Genomic DNA, 18,923 nt, shown 5'->3' with positions numbered 1-18,923 from the left:
TTGTCCTCCCCAGAACACAGGTATCCTGAGGAAGAACATGCGGACCCGCAAGGGGTGGCCCGTCCCGCAAGACTGTGGCTGCCGACCCCGGTCAACAGAGTCTAGAGCGAGATGAAGTCCCGTACCCTGTCGCAGAAGCCGTCCAGGCGGTCATGCTGTACCCAGTGGCCAGCCCCCTCGAAGGAAACGACTTCCGCCGTGTTGAAATGCTTCAGGCGGCCATCCTCTTCCGGGTTCGAGGCCCAGCTCTCGGAGCCGTAGACCAGCAGTGTCGGGCAGGTGATCATGGACCAGAGCTCCTGGATGGCGCGACCCGGCATGTCATAGGGCGGCCAGGTGCGCACGTAGTTGTCGAACTTCCAGCAATAGGTGCCGTCCTCGTTCTGGATGACACCCTGCACGGTCAGGTGACGCGCCTGCTCGGGCGAGAGGTGCTTGTTCTCCTCCTGCATCCGGCGGAACGCATCCTCGATGGAGGCATAGCGCCGGGGCATCCGGCCTGACAGCTTGCGCTGTTCATCGACCCAGTCGCGCATGCGGTCGGCGAATGGTGTCTCCCCCCGCTCCTGCAGGATCTTCGGTGACGGACCCAGCCCTTCGATAGCGACAAGCCGGCGGACGCTTTCCGGGTAGATGCCCGTGTAGCGCAGCGCGATGTTGCCGCCCAGGGAGTGCGCCACGATGGTCACCGGCGCCAGTTCCTGCTGGTGGATGAGCTGGGCCAGGTCATAGACATAGCTGCTCATGGGATAATTGCCGTCCGCCGACCACTGGCTGTCGCCATGACCACGCAGGTCCGGCGCGATGACATGCCAGTCATCGCGGAAACGCTCGGCCACCCAGTCCCAGTTGCGGCAGTGATCCCGGCCGCCATGGACAAGCAGCAGCGGCGGCGCCTCCGGATTGCCCCAGTCGACATAATGCAGCCGCAGGCGCTGGGAGAAATAGGTCCGGGATGTCGGGCCGGTGCTGGACAAGGTCATTTCCTGGAACCCCCTCGGTGAGACTCATGCCCCGATCATCCCGCATTCCCCAGGTAACTTGGTGATTTCGCTGTCCTGAACTCGACATTGCTTATATAAATCATAGTGTTGATTGCGGCGAGGGGCGTGTTTGATGGATCACCCAGAGGGTGCGGGCTCGCAGCGGGCAGATCGGGTCGATTTCGACCGCCGTGTGCGGCTGGAGTTCCGTGGTGCGCAGATCAGTTCGGACGGTGGTCTGCTGGTGATGCGCGAGCTGGATGACGCGCTCGGGCTGTCCGTTCTGGCGGCAACAGCATTGTGCGACACCCGACGCGGCAAAAACACGCTCCACCGGCTTGACGGGTTGTTCCGGCAATCGGTGTTCGGACGACTGGCCGGATACGAGGACGTGAACGACGCCGATCGCCTAGCCCTCGATCCTGTGATGCGTCAGGTCGTTGGCGGCAGGGCCGTGGAGGCGCAAGCGGCGTCGGCCTCGCAGATGGGGCGGTTTGAGACAGAGACGCTGGCACTGGCCGAGAACCGGGAAGCGCTGGCCGACCTGAACGGCCAATGGATCGACCGGTTTCACGACCGCAACGGGCTGAAGTATATCGTGTTGGATATGGACAGCTCGGTCAGCCCCACCCATGGCGATCAGGAAGGCGCTGCCTGGAACGGGCATTTCGACTGCACCTGCTACCACCCCAACTTTCTGTTCAACCAGTTCGGCATGCTGGAACGCTGCGCCCTGCGCAACGGCAACGTCCACAGTGCGGATGGCTGGCGGGATGTCCTCGATCCGGTGATCGCCCGCTACGCCGGGCGCGACCTTGGCGGCCGCTTCTTTCGGGCCGATGCCGCATACGCAATCCCCGCGATCTATCAGCGGCTGGAAGAAGCGAAGTACTTCTACGCCATCCGGTTGCCTGCCAACGCTGTTCTGCGCGAGAAGATCGCGCATCGGTTCACACGGCCCGTGGGACGACCATCGCAGACCAAGGTGAAGCGCTTCTACGAAGACTTCGAGTATCAGGCGTCATCCTGGGACAAGCCGCGCCGGGTGATCGCCAAGATCGAATGGCATCCGGGCGAGCTGTTCCCGCGTGTCGGCTTCATCGTCACCAACCTGCCGATGGACCCAGACTGGGTGGTGCGGTTCTACAACCAGCGCGGCACCGCCGAGCAGCACATCAAGGAAGGCAAACACGCCTTTCGCTGGACGCGACTGTCATGCCGGAAGTTCCGCGACAACGAGGTGCGGCTGCAACTGCACGCCCTAGCCTACAATCTAGCGACCTTCCTGCGCTGCATCGAGCTGCCTGAGGCCATGGCGGACTGGTCATTGACCAGCCTGCAACTGAAGCTGATCAAGATCGGGGCGCGTGTCGTCCGTCACGCCCGCGCCATCACCTTCCAACTGGCCGAGGTGGCCATCACCGGCCCGATGGTCCGCGCCATCCTCGCCGCGATCCGCCGCCTTCGAGCGCCACCGCTATGCACATGACAGCTATCCAAGCCGAAACCGAACGAAACCGGCTCGACAGGTCTGCCCGCTGCGCTGAAAAACATCACCGTCGAGCCAGAACACGGCGACTTCGTGGTCTGATCCGCTCTGTTTCAGCAGCCGGCCCGGCAGCAGGCGCCGCTCAGGACGGAAAATGCTTGTCCAGCAGGCAAAATTCGGCAACTTTCACGTCAGGCAGCATGCCACTTGGGGAACATCGGATGACCTTTATCAAAACGCTTTGTATTCTTACTGCCTTCGTACTCATTTCAAACTCCACAAGTGCCCAGACACTGGAGAAGGTATTTGGCAAGGGAGATTGGGAGTTTCACTTCGACTCAAGTCATGTTTGCGTTGCGGCTACTGCATCTGGCAGGTCGACGTTGATGGTGTATACCGACAAAGAAAACTCACAAATTAACTACCTGATTTTTTCCGGAACTGATGCGCTGCAAAGCGCAACACTGTTTATCGACGATAAAAAATATGACTTAAGTGTCTCTGACAACATAGCGGTTTCATTGGACGAAAGACGTCCAGAGATTTTTTCTGACATGCGCGCTGGGAGCAACGCAGTCGTGGTTGCAACAAATGAAGTCGGCGAGGAGCGCGAACTTGCGTTTTCACTAATGGGCTTTACGGCTAGCGTCCTGAAGATGGATGATTATTGCGATGTCTCAATCGATTTTGAACCGCGCTCCAAGGCTCCTTCTGTGCAATTCACGGGACAAAGCGAAGTAGGCGCAGTAGATCGAAATCTTGGCCAGAGTGAAATCAAAACCACAGATTGGGGTTTCTGGTTAACGAACACCAATGAAAATCACTTTGATAAAGTGATGTGGAATAAGTGGTATGAGTACGCATCAGCTTTTGATGTGGTGGAGCGTTATATTAACACCTACCGCAGCGATGTCGACTCAGAACTCCTGCGTGAGGGGCGTGAAGCCTTTCGAAAATACCCGGATAACTTCCAGTGCGATTATAACGGAAGGCGAATAACCCTTGGCCCAACAACATTGCCGGGCGCACTCAATGAGGATTGCACTGGCGGCATCTTATACATGAAATTTCCAAAAATCACCTTCGACGATTTTGAGTGCATTTGGGCGGAAGGCGATTATTACTACGATGCATGCTATTTTCAGTGGATCCATCAGGAAGATAGGGCCTCTGGTAGGCCTGAGGAGGCAATAAGAGTTCGTGTCACTTTTCCAGCGCTCAAAGATCGGAGCCTTTTTCCTGGTGATCGCGTTCTTGTTTCAGGTGAAATCTCTAAAATGGAGCGCTTTCAACCGAGCATTGGGATCACCAAGTTAACAAAATTTTCGAGGATAGAGGAGATGCCGGTAAAACTCATAGATCTTCATGATGATAAGATTTACTTCGAAGGAGAGGAGTGGGTTGTTCAAGTATCCATAGAAGAATTGATGGGAAATTTAACAGGCGTCAAGAAAACACAACATTATTTACAGGGTTTTTTCTATCATAGAGATTTTGAAGGTAGGTTCGCTGCTGCCTTTAGCGAAAAGGCAAACAGGATGATCCCCCCACCTCCTACTGTGTCTAGGGAGGAATATGTGAGAGATGTATTGGTAAAGTACAACATAGCAATAGCATGTGCTGATTTTGGGCGGTTGGGAGAGTTTACTTCATCCTACTTGAAGAGTCGTTTTTCTGGATCACCCAAGAACGACCTAAGCCCGAGAGAACTCGACCAGCTAAGCGAGCTTGAAATTATAAAAATTCGGACCTTGGCTAATGATGAAGAGACTTGTGGCGCTATGCTGCTTGGTTTGATGTTCGATCCGAGCGGCGGTGCGGACATGTTCTTCTCTAAGGACTAGAGGGCGCTGGAACATATTCTCGCATGGTCCATGCGATATGCGGGGATAAATGCCTGGAAAAGTATGCAGCGCTGAATTGGGGAAATACTCTTGGCGTAGGTAGCATTGTAACTTTTGTCACATTTGCCGCTTCATTTTCAGCTCAGGCGGCAAGTTTTGATTGCACAGGTGTGTTAACTGAAGCTGAAGCCACTGTATGTGGCGATGACGAGCTGCGCGCTTTCGATCGAATTATGGGTATCCTTTGGGGGGAACAAAGCGCTCCTTCGGCGGCCATGTTAGCAAGACAACATGAATGGCTTGAGAGTCGTGATTTATGTGGTTAGAGGTGGCCCGACAAATCTGGACAGTTGAGTTAGGTGGATTTTCTGCTCCCAATCCGGCAGCGTTGCCGGGACGAAGGAGCGAAGATAGAGGTGGCCCGACAAATCTGGACAGTTGAGTTAGGTGGATTTTCTGCTCCCAATCCGGCAGCGTTGCCGGGACGAAGGAGCGAAGATGACAAGACGACCCAGGCGGAACCACAGCCCTGCCTTCAAAGCGAAAGTCGCATTGGCGGCGCTGAAGGGCGACAGGACGATGAGCGAGCTGGCGACGCAGTTCGACCTGCATCCCAATCAGATCAAGCAGTGGAAGGATCAGCTGCTTGAGGGCGTAACGGGTGTCTTCGATGACACGCCAAAGGCCGCGAAAGAGCCGCAGATCGACGTAAAGTCCCTGCACGCGAAGATTGGCCAGCTGGCGCTGGAAAACGATTTTTTAGAGGGCGCGCTCGACAAGGCCGGTCTGTTGCCGAGCGCAAGGAAATGACGGGCCCGGACCACAGGCTGAGCCTGACACGGCAAGCCCGGCTTCTCGGGATCAGCCGGGGCAGCCTGTATTACGCGCCGCGCCCGACCAGTGCGGCGGACCTCAAGCTTATGCGCAGAATTGACGAGTTGCACATGGACTACCCGTTCGCGGGCAGCCGTATGATGAAAGGGTTGCTGCGGCAGGAAGGCTTCACGGCCGGGCGGCTGCACGTGGCAACCTGCATGAAAACGATGGGCATTGAGGCGCTCTATCGCAGACCGAACACCAGCAAGCCTGCGCCCGGTCACAGGATCTATCCCTACCTGCTGCGCAAGCTGGCCGTGACGCAGCCCAATCAGGTCTGGGCCATGGATATTACCTACATTCCCATGGCCCGAGGGTTCGTCTATCTGGTCGCCGTTCTGGACTGGTTCAGCCGCAAGGTTCTGGCCTGGCGGCTGTCGGTGACGCTGGAAACAGCGCCGTGTCTGGAGGCCTTGAATGATGCCCTGCGCAGATATGGCAAGCCGGAGATCATGAACTCGGACCAAGGATCACAGTTCACGTCCATTGACTTCATCAAGGCGCTGAAGGACGCCGACATCCAGATCAGCATGGATGGCAAGGGCGCTTGGCGCGATAACGTGTTTGTCGAACGGCTCTGGCGCAGCGTCAAATACGAGGAGGTCTATCTGCACGCCTATGAAAGCGTGTCAGCCGCCCGACAGGGCATCGACCGATACCTGGCCTTCTACAACACAAGGAGACCGCATTCATCGCTGGAAGGGCAAACGCCCGATCAGGCATATCACATCAAGTTGCAACCAATCCCGGTGGCGGCATAACCAAGCGGAAAATCCACCTAAGAAACGGCTCGAAACTGTTCAAACGAACCGAACCACCTCTGTGATCACGAAATTTCTTGAGAAACTTGACAAAAAATACAAACACGCAGATCAACTCCTAAAGAAAGGAGATACAGATATTGCATCCACGATTACCATCGGCGCCGTATTTACCGCACTGAGCCAGATCGAATTTGAGAACGATGGCACCTAAAATCTGATTGTGCGGCGAGCGAGCAGCAAATTCGTTGCTGCTCGCTCGTTCTCAAAATCGCATCGGACCCACAATCCAAGGATGTTCTATTTGATCAACAATCTCTTTCGGGATTGCTATATTCATTGTCTCCACCATAGCAATGACTGTCACAATTGGCATCAATCTTGATTCATATTTGTTCCTGACAATTGTCTCTGGCGCAACTTCACCTGTTCTGACGCGCTCGCTATCAAAATCACCATCAGCGCTGCATTTCTCCCAGATTTCTGCAAAGCTCGTACGGGACTCGGCGAAGGCTATTCTGGCCATTTCGTCTATCCAAGATTGGTCTCGGGCCAGTTTGGCTGCGGCGAAGACTTCAGCGTCATAGTGATGCCAGGTCGATTTGTTCGGGGCCTGCCGACCCCAGAGTCGCGGATACAGTTGGTCAAAATCCAGCCGCTCCTGAATCCAGGGCAGGGTTATCCGGTTCCAGCAATCGATGAGAAGTTCCGTGACCTTCTTGATATCGTCCTGGTTCTTCATGATGAAGGCCATTTCGTTCGTGTACTCACCTGCCCTGCCTAGGAAAGGAATCTCTGAATAGTCAATTTTGGGTGGTTTCGGGACCGGGTCCATCAAGTCCTTCCAAATCCCCTTCCAGCCTGATCTGTTTTTATATTCATTTCCCCACTTGCTCTCCCAGGGAGCAAAGTCCTTTTGTCTCTCCTCCTCCATCAGGTCACCCGCCAGCGTTCCCCCGGTGTGCATGGGTGCACTCGTGCCCTCCATCCGTTCCTGCGAGCGTTTCGGGTTGTAGAGCTTCACCAGTTCGTCAATTTCCTTCACGAAGCCGCCGTAGGAGGCCCGGAACGAGCCCGGCGTGCCCGCGTATCCCTTTGTCAGCGCCACGCGCCAGGCAATGCGATCGCCGTCGCGGCGCCACATGGTGCGGCCCACCTTGCGAAAGCCGCAGTCCTCCATCGCCGCGCCGAAACCGGCGTCTGCGACGAGGTGCCAGGGCTTGATACCGGGGTCCCAGTCAATCATCACTCAACCATAGCATGCAGCACGTTCACGCCAAGAACTGTCTCCAGATCCGGAATGAACTGCCTGAAAGCGCGACGTTGGTCAGTGCACCTGGCATGTCGAACGAGATCACCGCCCCGCGCCTTGGCCTTCCGCGACGAGGGTCAGGCGGCCCATGAAACGGTGCCGGATCAGGAGATCGAACGGCGGCAGTCGGACCGCATCCGTCAGGAGATGGCGGCGGTCGATCGCGGCGAGGCCGCCGCCTCAGGGAATATGTCATTGAAGGGATTCGACAGGCACTGGAAGCAGACTGAAATCCACATCGCATTCAGGAATGTCGATGGACAAAGCTTCGGCAATCGCCATGGCCTTCACCGCACTCGAAAATTTGTCGATCAGCCGGTTTCTTACAATTGTCTCGGGCTTGACCTCACCGGAACGTACATGCGGCTGATCAAAGAGATATCTCTTGCGGCATTCCTTCCAGACCTCGTCAATGCTCTTCGGCGCCCGTGCGAAGGCCCGGCGGGCCATTTCGTTGATCCATGCCTGGTCACCGGCAATCTTTGCAGCCGCGTAGAATTCCGGATTCTCGAAACAGAAGTAACGCGTGCCCGGACTGTCCGGGCCCCATGTTCTGGGATAGGCGTGCTCGAAATCAAGCCGATCCTCGATCCAGGGCATGGCTGCCTGATGCCATATCCGGATCAGCTGTTGTGCAATCTCGCTGACCTGCGCTTCCGTCCTGACCACGAACGCCCAATCGAGGCTGGAAGGCCCCGCATTTTCCAGAAACGGGACCTCGGAGAAATCCACGTCCGGTGACGGCGGGATCGGTTTGATGAAATCCTTCAGAATCCCCCACAGGCCGGTCCTGTTGATCCGTTCGGCTTGCCACTTCCGCCGCCAGGGCTCGAATTCCTTTTCGCGCAGTTCGCTGATCAGGTCATCCGAGAGGGCACTGCCAAGATGCATGGGAACGCTCGTACCTTCCATGCGCTCCAGAGAGCGTTTGGGGTTGTAGAGTTTCACCAGTTCATCGACTTCCTTCGCGAAGCCTCCGTAGCCGTCTCGAAATGAACCCGGCGTGCCCGCGTATCCCTTTGTCAGCGCCACGCGCCAGGCAATGCGGTCGCCGTCGCGGCGCCACATGCTGCGGCCCACCTTGCGAAAGCCACAGTCCTCCATCGCCGCGCCGAAACCGGCGTCGGCGACCAGGTGCCAGGGCTTGATACCGGAGTCCCAGTCGATCATCACGCAACCATAGCATGCAGTGCGCAGGCCTGAAACACGGCTTGCTCAGCCCAGGTTGCGTGGCGGGCTGCTGCCGAGTTTGCTCACCGGGTCAATGGCCTTCCGACCCTTTCTGATCTCGAAGTGCAACTGCGCGGGATCGACACCGCCGGTGCTTCCGACGGTGGCTATGGCCTGACCCCGCCTGATCCGGTCACCGCGCTGCACATCGATCCGGTCCAGATGGGCGTAGGCCGTGGTCAGGCCGCCCGAGTGGCGGATCAGGACCAGGTTGCCGAAGCCGCGCAATTCGTTGCCGGCATAGACAACCTCCCCGCCTGTCATCGCACGTACCGGTGTGCCGCGCGGGGCGCGGATGTTGATCCCGTCATTGTGCAGCCCCCCGGCCTTCGGACCGAAGCGGGAAACCACCTTTCCGGCGATGGGCCAGACGAGACCGCTTGCCGTGGTTGCGACGGCGGCGGGCGCAGGTGCGGCTACTGTCGGCGCGGGCGTCGGTGCGGATGCCTGCGTGGGCGCAGGTGCTGCCGGTGCTTTCTGCGCCGTGACTGGCGCAGCGGGTCTGCTGGTCCCGCCCGCGCGCGCAACCCGTCCCGGTGGTCTCGGCGGCGGTAGCGGCACGACCTCCGCGCCCGCTGTAACGCGGGTGATGCGGGTCGGTTCCGTCCGCGACCCGCCACCCGGAATCCTGAGGATCTGTCCGGGGTGCAGACGGAATGGCGAAACCAGTCCGTTCAATTGCACGATCTCCCGCCGTCCCACGCCATAGCGTTCGGAAACCGTTGTCAGGCTTTCGCCCCGGCGCACCCGGTGCAGCCGCAACTGCGGCACCCGAAGCTGTTGCCCGATGGCGAGCGTATAGGGGGCCCGCAGCCCGTTGGCCTGGATCAGGTCGCGCACCGGCACACCGCTGCGGCGGGCGATGGCATAGGCCGTGTCACCGGGGCGGACGATCACCGTGCCACCGGTGAAAGCGCTGTGGTCCTCCACGGGCGCAGGCGTGCCGCGCGGCCCGCAGGCGACGAGCAGCAAGGCCAGCGTCAGGAGGATCGCGCGCGGGTGAAACATGCGGCCAGAGTATGAATCCGGGCGACGGGCGGCAAGGGAATGCGGCTGAGCCGCGCCAGCCGTCAGCCCTCCCCGCGCTGTTCGTTCGGCACCCCGTCCAGCAGCGGCACGAATCGCACCGGCAGCAGGTTCTCCCGCGTCGTGCTGCCATCCGCCTGCCGGGTCACGCGCACCAGCATCTGGTCTGCGCCGCTGCGCCCGACGGGCACGATCAGGATACCGCCGGTCGAAAGCTGCTCGACCAGGGCAGCCGGCACTTCCCCGAAGGCCGCGGCCGTGACGATGATCCGGTCAAAGGGAGCCTGAGCGGGCCAGCCGCGGGTGCCGTCCCCCAGATGGGCGATGATGTTGTTGATGCCCAGCCTGCTGAACAGCGCCGTGGCGTCGCGGTACAGTGTCCGGTGCCGCTCGACCGTGTAGATGCGGCGGCACAGCATTGCCAGCACCGCCGCCTGGTAGCCGGAGCCGGTCCCGATCTCCAGCACCTTGGCGCGCGGAAACAGGCGCAGCGCCTCCGTCATGAAGGCGACCACATAGGGCTGACTGATGGTCTGCCCCTGCTTGATCGGCAGCGGCATGTTCTCATAGGCCTGATGGCGGAAATTGGCATCGACGAACTGTTCGCGCGGCACTCGCTCGATGGCGCCAAGCACCTGGGAATCGGTGATGCCCTCCCGACGCAACTGCATCAGCAGCCGGATCTTTCGTACATCATCCGTCATGCGCTGCCTCAGTCCTGAAAGACGCGCCCGAGCGGATCAAGCGCATCCCGGTCGGTCAGGTTGAGGCTGATCGGCGTCACCGAGATCCCGCCACGCCAGATGGTGCCGATGTCCGTGCCCGGTGGCGGCATCGCCTTCTGTCGGCGCAGCCCGATCCAGTAATAGGGAATGTTGCGCCCGTCCTGGCGCGCGTCCACCGTCACGTCAGCCTGGTCACGCCGTCCGTGAGGCACCACATGAACCCCGTTAACCTCATCCGGTTCGACATCCGGATAGTTGATGTTGATCAGCACATCCTTCGGCCAGCCGTTCTCCAGCAGGCGGCGCACGATGCCCGGCGCATGCTGCTCCGCGGTCTGCCAGCGGATGACCTGGTCGGCGAAACCGATCTGGCTCATGGCGATCGACGGGATGCCCAGCAGCGTCCCCTCCATGGCCGCCGCGACCGTGCCGGAATAGGTGATATCCTCGGCGATGTTGGCACCCCGATTGACACCCGACAGGATCAGGTCGGGCCGTCCGTCCAGCACCTGCCGCACCGCCATCATCACGCAGTCGGTGGGCGTGCCGCCGACGGCAAAGCGCTGTTCCCCCAGTTTGTGCAGGCGCAGGGGGTTGGTCAGGCTGAGCGAGCGGCCCGCCCCGCTCTGTTCCTGCTGCGGCGCGACGATCCAGACGTCGTCGCTCAGTTCGCGCGCGATCCGCTCCATGGCCTTGAGACCGGGAGCATCGATGCCGTCATCGTTCGTCAGCAGGATACGCATGTCGTTCAGCCCTTCACGGCTTCGATGACGGTCTGCCCGCCCATGTAGGGTCGCAGGACATCCGGCACGATGATGGAGCCGTCAGCCTGCTGGTAATTCTCGATCACGGCAATCATCGCCCGGCCAACGGCCAGCCCCGATCCGTTCAGGGTATGGACGAAGCGGGTCTTCTTCTCGCCCTCGGGCCGATAGCGGGCATTCATGCGACGCGCCTGGAAGTCCAGGGTGTTGGAGCAGGAGGAAATCTCCCGGTAGCGCTGCTGTCCCGGCAGCCAGACCTCCAGATCATAGGTCTTGGTGGCGGTGAACCCCATGTCGCCGCTGCTGAGCTTCATGACCTGATAGGCCAGCCCGAGCCGCTGCAGCAGGGTCTCCGCGCAGTTCGTCATGCGCTCCAGTTCCGCCTCCGACTGGTCATCGGCGGTGATGACCACCATCTCCACCTTCATGAACTGGTGCTGACGGATCATGCCCCGCGTGTCCCGCCCGGCCGAACCCGCTTCCGACCGGAAACACGGCGTCAGCGCCGTCAGGCGCATCGGCAGGCTGGCGGCATCGACGATCTGTTCGCGCACCATGTTGGTCAGCGGCACCTCCGACGTGGGTACCAGCCAGAAGCCATTGTCGGTGTGAAACAGATCTTCCGAGAACTTCGGCAACTGGCCGGTACCGAATACCGCCTCGTCCCGCACCAGCAGGGGCGGATTGACTTCCTCGAACCCGAACTCACCGGTCTGCACGTCCAGGAACCAGTTCCCCAGCGCGCGCTCCAGCCGGGCCAGCGCGCCGCGCAGGACGACGAAACGGGCGCCCGACATGGCCGCCGCCCGGTCGAAATCCATCAGGCCGAGCGCCTCCCCCAGTTCGAAGTGTTCCTTCGGCGCGAAGTCGAATGACGGCACCTCGCCGACCTGGCGCACCAGCTCGTTGGCGTCCTCATCCGCGCCAACCGGCACGTCGGCGGCCGGAACATTGGGAATACCGGCAAGCTCCAGCGTCAACGCCGCCTCACGCTCCCGGTCCTCTTCCTCCAGCCGCTGCACGTCGGCCTTCAGGTCGGCGGTTGCCTGCATCAGGCGCTGTGCCTCCGCCTCGTCACCGCTGCCCTTGGCCTTGCCAATGGCCTTGGCGGTCGCATTGCGCTCCGACTGCTTCCGCTGCATCTCGTTCTGGATGGACAGCCGTGCCTCGTACATCTCCACGAGTGAGGCCGCGCGGGCGGCGTGGCCGCGCGCGGTCATGGCTTGGTCGAAGGCATCCCGGTTCTCCCGGATCCAGCGAATATCGTGCATGGGATCAATTCCAGACTGAGTCTCAAGTGAAGTGCCCGCGCCTTATAGTGCACTTTGCAGGGCGATTGAATCCTTCTCATGACCTGAACCTGTGCCACCATGGGAGATCAGACATGCATGACCGCCGGGGAGACGAACCATGAGCAGCATTCTCGACCGTATCCAGTTCCGGACCGTCGCCACCAACGGCGTCGAACTGCGCGTTGCGGTCACCGGAGAAGGTCCGCTGGTGGTCATGGTCCATGGCTGGCCGGAAAGCTGGTATTCCTGGCGGCACCAGATGGGACCCATCGCCGACGCGGGCTATCAGGTGGCGGCAATCGACGTGCGCGGCTATGGCGGCAGCAGCAAGCCGCACGCGGTGGAGGCCTATGACATGGAGAGCCTGACCGGCGATGTGGCCGGGCTGATCCCGGCGCTGGGCCACGACAGCGCCATCCTGATCGGCCATGACTGGGGTGCCCCGATCGTATGGAACACCGCCCTGCTGCATCCCGACCGGGTCAGCGCCGTTTCAGGGCTTTCGGTTCCCTATCTCGGCCCCGGCCCTGCGCCCTTCATCGATATCGTGAAGCAGGTCTTCACGGCCAACGGACGCTTCTTCTATCAGGTCTATTTCCAGGATGAGGGCGTAGGCGAAGCCGAACTGGAAGCCGACATTCGCGGTGGCCTGCGGCGGGTCTACTACGCCATCTCCGGCGATGCCCCGGACGGCACATGGCCGACCGACAAGCCGCATGGCGCGACCCTGCTGGAACGGCTGCCCGACCCCGACCCGTTTCCGGCCTGGCTGACGGAGACCGACATCGACTATTTCGTTGGTGAGTTCGAACGGTCAGGCTTCCGCGGGCCGCTGAACCGGTACCGAAATCACCACCGCGATTTCGAGCTGCTGAATGCCCTGCCTGACAGGCGTATCCATCAGCCCGCGCTCTATATCGGCGGCACGCGCGACCTGGTCCTCAAGATGCTGCCGGGCAAGGACATGGTGGCATCCATGAAGCAGCTGATACCGAACCTGTCAGACGCCGTGCTGCTGGAAGGTATCGGTCACTGGACACAGCAGGAAGCGCCGGAACAGGTCACGACCCTGCTGCTGGACTGGATAAATTCCATGAAGAAAATGTGACAAGCATTTCCAGAGGCTGGAAAATTTCACTCCATGCCTCCGGAAATTCCTGCGGTCAGCTGCTCTTCGCGAGACCACGATCGAAGATCGGAATCCACTCGGCAGCCAGTTCCTTGCCCTGCTTCAACTGCTTCTCCGTGATGTCCTGGGACAGTTCCTTCAGTTCGGGCTTCGCGGCGCCGACACCACGATCAATGGCAAGCTGCAGCCATTTCACGGCCTCGACCGGATCGGGTTCGACGCCCAGACCCTGTGCAAATGCAGCACCGACATAGGCCTGGGAGCGCGGGTGATCCGCCTCCGCTGCCCTGAACAGCCAGTAGAAGCCACGTTCGTGGTCGACCGGATGGTTCGCCTTGCCAGTGAAGAACATCCGACCGGCGAGGAACTGGCCGGCGCGGTCACCGGCGGTCGCGGCAGCTTCATAGAGCTTCCCGGCCCGGACAACATCGCGATCCACACCAACCCCGATGACGAGGATGTTCGCGAGCTTCTTGTGCGCATCAATATCGCCGGCCTTGACCAGAGGCTCCAGCAGAGCGGCCGCGGTACCATACCAGAGCGCCGCCAGTTCCAGATCTTCCGGTGTACCAAATGCCTTGTGGTGCATCTTGGCCAACTGGATCTGCATCTGGATATCGCCGCCACGCGCCAGTGCGGCCACCTGCGGCAGCGCCCGGGCGTAGAAGTCGTCGGAGAGGGCAATGTTCTCCTCCACGCCCCTGCCCCGACGATGGAACTCCGCCATGCGCAGGAGACCGCAGAGTGCGTCCTGCTCGGCGGCCTTGCCGAACCACTTGGCAGCGACCTTCAGCCCACGCTGTGCTTCCTTGCCCCGGACGATCAGCTCGCCGAGGTCACACATTGCGGTTGAACTGCCCTCCTTCGCCGCGACAAGCGTCTCTTCCCAGAGCAGCTTCTCGTCCTGGCTCCGCTCGTCATCTTCTTCCTGCGCCTGCACCTGCGCCGCGCCAAGCATGATCGTGCCGATCATGGCACCACAGACCATTGTCCGCCGTGCCCCCTTTGCAAAAAGCCTCATCATTCCCCTCCATTTGTGAGCGGCATGCATGTTGGCCGCTTCGATGGAGCTGACAGGCAAACCATGTGCCAAGCATGGTTCAGTGCCGGGGCGACTGGTTGCTTCCCGTGAATTCGCTAGCTGTCCTGCCGCCTCGGCGGCATGGGAACACCGCCACCGCCGCCGCGGAAACAGGGGACTGCATCATCAGGGGTGTAATATTCACCGGCGCCGTCGGTGAAGATGTGGGCTGCCAGTCCCAGCCCGTGACCGGGGTCCAGAGCGCCCGCCGAAATGGAAGTCCTGCCCGCGCCTTCGGTCGCGAAGAACAACATGGATCCGCATTTGCGACAGAACCCGCGCTGGCTGTCGGCACTGGAGCGGTACCAGGACAGTGACTCCTCCCCCGTGAGGCTCAGATCATCGTCCCACGCCGCGGTGAAGGCCAGAAAGTGACTGGTCTGCCGCCGGCACATGGTGCAGTGACAACCGATGATCTCTCTCATCGGACCATTGACCTCGAATGCCACCGCACCACACAGACATCTGCCGCGTACCGGTCCTGAAGCAACCATGACATTGTTCCTTTTATGTTCTCATTTCCGCGATAGAAGCAGAAGGCGACACATGAGACAAGCACTCCTGCGGATGCCGGGACCATGACCGGCAAGGCCAATCTGCTGATCGGACTGGAGACGCGCCTGGGCGCCCATGGCCTTGTGCTGCTCGGCGGCATTGTCGAGGGCGGGCAGACCCGTGTCATGGTCGGCAATGCCGGGTCACAGATGGTTTCGCATGTACCGGGCCTGCCCGAAGCCGACCCGCGCAGCGATCCCGTCAACCGCTGGACCCGGCAGGTCATGGAACCGGTCGCGGAGGAGTTCGGTGCCACCGTCAGCTATCCCTTCGATGGTCCGCCCTGGCAGCCGTTCGTGACCTGGATGCTGGCGACGGGCGAGGCCTTCGTTTCCCCGCTCGGCCTGGCGATCCATCCGCGCTACGGCCTCTGGTTTGCCCTGCGCGCGGCCCTGCTGTTCGACCGGGTGCTGGCGCTGGACCCGCCTGATGCGACGTCCCCCTGCGAGAGCTGCCGGGACCGTCCCTGCCTGTCGGCCTGTCCGGTCGATGCCTTCACGGGCACGGCCTACGACGCGGAGGGATGCCGCGACCATCTGGCGAAGCCAGCGGGCGATGACTGCATGACCCAGGGCTGTCGCGCACGGCGGGCCTGCCCGGTTGGCACGGCCTGGCGCTACACACCTGCCCATGCGGGGTTTCACATGCGTGCCTTCGCCCGCTGATCCGTGCCGTTCCTACGTCTCTGGTGGCCCGCCCCGAGATTCGGTAGAAATGGTGTGTTCAGACCGGGAGGAAGACATGCCTGAATATCGTTCGCATCGCACCACGCAGGGCAAGGGCCAGGCGGCAGCCCGCGCCCTCTGGCGCGCTACGGGTACCGCGGATCAGGACATGGCCAAGCCCATCGTGGCCATCGCCAACTCCTTCACCCAGTTCGTGCCCGGGCATGTGCATCTGAAGGATCTGGGCCAGCTTGTGGCGGGAGAGATCCAGAAGGCCGGTGCGGTGGCGAAGGAATTCAACACCATCGCCGTCGATGACGGCATCGCGATGGGGCATGAGGGCATGCTCTACAGCCTGCCCAGCCGGGAGATCATCGCCGACTCCATCGAGTACATGGTCAACGCCCATTGCGCCGACGCGCTGGTCTGCATCTCCAATTGCGACAAGATCACCCCCGGAATGCTGATGGCCGCCATGCGGCTGAACCTCCCCACCATCTTCGTGTCCGGCGGTCCGATGGAAGCCGGCAAGGCCGTCATCGCGGGGCGGGAGCAGATCGTCGATGCCGTGGATGCACTGGTCGCGGGCAACAACCCGAACCTGCCCGACGAACATGTGCAGGCCATCGAGGATATCGCCTGCCCGACCTGCGGATCGTGCGCCGGCATGTTCACGGCCAATTCGATGAACTGCCTGGTGGAGGCCCTGGGCCTCGGCCTGCCCGGCAACGGCAGCATTCTCGCCACCCACGCCCTGCGGCGCGGTCTGTTCGAGAAGGCCGGTCGCCAGATCGTGGAACTGACCCGCCGCTACTACGAGCTGGACGACATGGAGGTTCTGCCGCGGTCCATCGCCAACCGGACCTCTTTCGAGAACGCCATGTCGCTCGACATCGCCATGGGCGGATCGACCAACACGGTGCTGCATCTGCTGGCTGCCGCGTTCGAGGGGGAAATCCCCTTCACCATGGAGGACATCGACCGCCTGTCGCGCAAGGTGCCGAACCTGTGCAAGGTCTCCCCTTCCGTCCCCGAATATCACATGGAGGATGTGCACCGCGCGGGCGGCATCATGGCGATCCTGGGTGAGATGGCGCGCGGCGGACTGCTTGACACCTCCACCACCGATGTCCTCGGCCTGACGCTGGCGGAGAAGCTGTCGCTGTATGACGTGCGTGTCACGAAGGACGAGGTGATCCGCCATTTCTACCGCGCCGCGCCGGGCCGCCGCCGCATGCTGGAGGCCTTCGGGCAGGACAGCTATTACGAGACCCTCGACACCGACCGGGCGGCTGGCTGCATCCGCGACGTTGAACATGCCTATTCGCAGGATGGCGGCCTGGCCGTGCTGAGCGGCAACCTGGCCGAGGACGGCTGCATCGTGAAGACCGCCGGGGTCGATCCGTCGATCCTGAAGTTCGAAGGCCCCGCCAAGGTCTTCCATTCGGAGAACGCCGCCTCCGCCGGGATCATGGGCGGGGAAGTGGTCGAGGGCGATGTCGTCGTCATCATCTACGAAGGCCCGCGCGGCGGCCCCGGCATGCAGGAAATGCTGATGCCCACGTCGATGCTGAAGGCGATGGGGCTGGCCACCACCTGCGCGCTGCTGACCGACGGACGCTTCTCCGGCGCCACATCGGGCCTGTCCATCGGCCATGCCTCACCGGAGGCGGCGGAAAAGGGCACCATCGGGCTGGTGGAAACCGGCGACCGCATCCGTATCGACATTCCGGCCCGCAGCATCGAACTGCTGGTGGACGATGAAACCCTTGCCGCCCGTCGCGACGCCATGAACAACCGCGGCGACGGCGGCTGGCAGGCCGTCGGTCGCAACCGCAAGGTCTCCCGCGCCCTGCAGGCCTACGCCGCCCTCACCCGCTCCGCCGCCCACGGCGCCGTGCGCGATCCGGCGGTGCTGTCGGAGATGAAGTGAGGCTGTCGCTGCGGGGGCCGCGCGCCGGTCCCGCAGCGCCGACAGCCCTGCGCCCTCGCTGATCATTGATTCGCGCCGATCGCCGCAGCCAGCCATTGCCAGCAACCCGGCGCCGGAGTACGAATCGCAGACATGTTTCATGTCCTGTCGAGGAGCCACCTGCTGTGCGACGTTCCCTGATCTCCCTGGTGGCTGCTGCCACCCTTCTGCCCGCCGCGGTTCAGGCCGAGAGTGAACTGAATTTCTACAACTGGTCCGACTACATCGGCGAGACGACACTGGCCGATTTCACGGCGGCGACCGGCACCAAGGTGAACTACGACGTCTATGATTCCAATGACGTGCTGGAGGCCAAGCTGCTGGCCGGCAGTTCCGGTTATGACCTGGTCGTCCCGACCGCCATGCCGACGCTGGGCCGCCTGATCAAGGCGGGCGCGGTGCAGAAGCTGGACAAGTCGAAGATCCCCAACCTCGCCAACCTCGATCCCGTGCTGATGGACCGGGTCCGCACCGTCGATCCCGACCTGGAATATGGCGCCATCTGGCAGTGGGGCACCAACGGCATTGGTGTCAATGTGAAGAAGGTTCGGGAGCGGCTGGGCGACGTGCCGCTGGATACCTTCGATCTACTGTTCGACCCGGAGACGGTGGCCAAGCTGGCCGACTGCGGCGTAACGCTGGTGGACTCGGCGGAGGAGATCATTCCCCTGGTGATCAACTATCTGGGTGGCGACCAGGCGGCCGAGGACATGGACTGGCTCCAGAAGGCGGAGGATCACCTGCTGAAGATCCGCCAGCACTACCGCTACTTCCATTCTTCCCGCTACATCAATGACCTGGCCAACGGTGAGATCTGCGTCGCCGCCGGGTTCTCGGGCGACATCTTCATTGCCGCTGCGCGTGCCGCCGAGTCCGGCAACGGCGTCGAGATCGAATACAAGATCCCGCGTGAAGGCACCTTCATCTGGTTCGACATGATGGCCATTCCCACCGGCGCACCGCATCTGGATGCCGCCCATGCCTTCATCAATTTCGCGCTGGAGCCAAAGAACATCGCTGGCGTGACCAACTATGTCTTTTATGCCAATGCAGTAACCGAATCACTTCCCATGGTGGATGAGCAGATTCGCAGCAATCCGTCCATCTTTCCCAGCGACGCGGTGAAGGAGAAGCTGTTCGCCGCAGTGCTGAAATCGCCCCGCTTCACCCGCGCCGTCAACCGGTCGTGGACCAAGGTCCGTACGGGCGAGTAAAGGCA

The 18,923-nt window shown here is 61.3% G+C and carries 17 protein-coding genes; 8 read left to right on the top strand and 9 right to left on the bottom strand.

Going from position 1 to position 18,923, the window contains the following annotated elements:
- Nucleotides 1–101 precede the first annotated feature (101 nt).
- The gene (locus QGV55_RS06820; RefSeq protein WP_281017593.1) at nt 102–983 is read right to left on the bottom strand and encodes an alpha/beta hydrolase; all 882 of its coding nucleotides are present in this window, start codon (nt 981–983) and stop codon (nt 102–104) included.
- 133 nt (nt 984–1,116) lie between these two features.
- Between QGV55_RS06820 and QGV55_RS06815 the strand changes: the two genes are divergently transcribed.
- The 4 genes from QGV55_RS06815 (at nt 1,117) to QGV55_RS06800 (ending at nt 5,953) form a co-directional block, all read left to right on the top strand.
- Entirely contained in the window at nt 1,117–2,472 is a 1,356-nt protein-coding gene (locus QGV55_RS06815; RefSeq protein ID WP_281019885.1) for an IS1380 family transposase, read from the top strand.
- Nucleotides 2,463–4,316, top strand: coding sequence for a hypothetical protein (locus tag QGV55_RS06810; RefSeq protein WP_281017594.1), 1,854 nt, complete (start codon nt 2,463–2,465; stop codon nt 4,314–4,316). The genes QGV55_RS06815 and QGV55_RS06810 overlap by 10 nt, the downstream gene beginning before the upstream one ends.
- Nucleotides 4,317–4,339: 23 nt before the next feature.
- Complete coding sequence (locus QGV55_RS06805; protein ID WP_281017595.1) at nt 4,340–4,642, top strand: hypothetical protein; 303 nt, start codon at nt 4,340–4,342, stop codon at nt 4,640–4,642.
- 172 nt (nt 4,643–4,814) lie between these two features.
- Nucleotides 4,815–5,953, top strand: a protein-coding gene (locus QGV55_RS06800) for an IS3 family transposase (RefSeq protein WP_281015974.1) whose coding sequence is annotated in 2 segments (ribosomal slippage) — nt 4,815–5,079 and nt 5,079–5,953 — 1,140 coding nt in all. Because the reading frame shifts where the segments join, the coding sequence is not laid out codon by codon here.
- A 265-nt stretch (nt 5,954–6,218) separates the two neighbouring features.
- Here the strand turns inward: QGV55_RS06800 and QGV55_RS06795 are convergent.
- The 6 genes from QGV55_RS06795 to serS all read right to left on the bottom strand — a co-directional run bounded on the left by QGV55_RS06795 (nt 6,219) and on the right by serS (nt 12,281).
- Nucleotides 6,219–7,199, bottom strand: coding sequence for a hypothetical protein (locus QGV55_RS06795; protein WP_281017604.1), 981 nt, complete (start codon nt 7,197–7,199; stop codon nt 6,219–6,221).
- A 258-nt stretch (nt 7,200–7,457) separates the two neighbouring features.
- Nucleotides 7,458–8,435, bottom strand: a complete 978-nt coding sequence (locus tag QGV55_RS06790) for a hypothetical protein (RefSeq protein WP_281017605.1) — start codon at nt 8,433–8,435, stop codon at nt 7,458–7,460.
- 45 nt (nt 8,436–8,480) lie between these two features.
- Nucleotides 8,481–9,503 (bottom strand): peptidoglycan DD-metalloendopeptidase family protein, encoded by a 1,023-nt coding sequence (locus QGV55_RS06785; RefSeq protein ID WP_281017606.1) that lies wholly within the window; start codon nt 9,501–9,503, stop codon nt 8,481–8,483.
- A 62-nt stretch (nt 9,504–9,565) separates the two neighbouring features.
- Nucleotides 9,566–10,225, bottom strand: coding sequence for a protein-L-isoaspartate(D-aspartate) O-methyltransferase (locus QGV55_RS06780; protein ID WP_281017607.1), 660 nt, complete (start codon nt 10,223–10,225; stop codon nt 9,566–9,568).
- Between the two features lie 8 nt (nt 10,226–10,233).
- Nucleotides 10,234–10,989 (bottom strand): 5'/3'-nucleotidase SurE, encoded by a 756-nt coding sequence (gene surE, locus QGV55_RS06775; protein WP_281017608.1) that lies wholly within the window; start codon nt 10,987–10,989, stop codon nt 10,234–10,236.
- A 5-nt stretch (nt 10,990–10,994) separates the two neighbouring features.
- Nucleotides 10,995–12,281 (bottom strand): serine--tRNA ligase, encoded by a 1,287-nt coding sequence (serS, locus tag QGV55_RS06770; RefSeq protein WP_281017609.1) that lies wholly within the window; start codon nt 12,279–12,281, stop codon nt 10,995–10,997.
- Nucleotides 12,282–12,420: 139 nt separating this feature from the next.
- On the opposite strand from serS, the gene QGV55_RS06765 reads away from it, so the two are divergent.
- Nucleotides 12,421–13,410, top strand: coding sequence for an alpha/beta hydrolase (locus QGV55_RS06765; protein ID WP_281017610.1), 990 nt, complete (start codon nt 12,421–12,423; stop codon nt 13,408–13,410).
- A 55-nt stretch (nt 13,411–13,465) separates the two neighbouring features.
- Here the strand turns inward: QGV55_RS06765 and QGV55_RS06760 are convergent, their stop codons facing one another.
- Nucleotides 13,466–14,452: a tetratricopeptide repeat protein gene (locus QGV55_RS06760; RefSeq protein ID WP_281017611.1), complete on the bottom strand. Its 987-nt coding sequence runs from the start codon at nt 14,450–14,452 to the stop codon at nt 13,466–13,468.
- A 116-nt stretch (nt 14,453–14,568) separates the two neighbouring features.
- Nucleotides 14,569–14,937 (bottom strand): GFA family protein, encoded by a 369-nt coding sequence (locus tag QGV55_RS06755; RefSeq protein ID WP_281017612.1) that lies wholly within the window; start codon nt 14,935–14,937, stop codon nt 14,569–14,571.
- Between the two features lie 153 nt (nt 14,938–15,090).
- On the opposite strand from QGV55_RS06755, the gene QGV55_RS06750 reads away from it, so the two are divergent.
- The 3 genes from QGV55_RS06750 (at nt 15,091) to QGV55_RS06740 (ending at nt 18,918) form a co-directional block, all read left to right on the top strand.
- On the top strand, nt 15,091–15,732 hold the full coding sequence (locus tag QGV55_RS06750; RefSeq protein WP_281017613.1) for a hypothetical protein: 642 nt from the start codon (nt 15,091–15,093) through the stop codon (nt 15,730–15,732).
- A 76-nt stretch (nt 15,733–15,808) separates the two neighbouring features.
- Nucleotides 15,809–17,665: a dihydroxy-acid dehydratase gene (gene ilvD, locus QGV55_RS06745; RefSeq protein ID WP_281017614.1), complete on the top strand. Its 1,857-nt coding sequence runs from the start codon at nt 15,809–15,811 to the stop codon at nt 17,663–17,665.
- 164 nt (nt 17,666–17,829) lie between these two features.
- Nucleotides 17,830–18,918, top strand: coding sequence for a polyamine ABC transporter substrate-binding protein (locus QGV55_RS06740; RefSeq protein WP_281017615.1), 1,089 nt, complete (start codon nt 17,830–17,832; stop codon nt 18,916–18,918).
- The last annotated feature ends 5 nt before the right edge of the window (nt 18,919–18,923 follow it).

The sequence above is a fragment of the Minwuia sp. IMCC3009 genome, from assembly GCF_029909415.1.
Classification (GTDB): Bacteria; Pseudomonadota; Alphaproteobacteria; order Minwuiales; family Minwuiaceae; genus Minwuia.
This window is presented reverse-complemented; position numbering and strand designations above follow the sequence as displayed.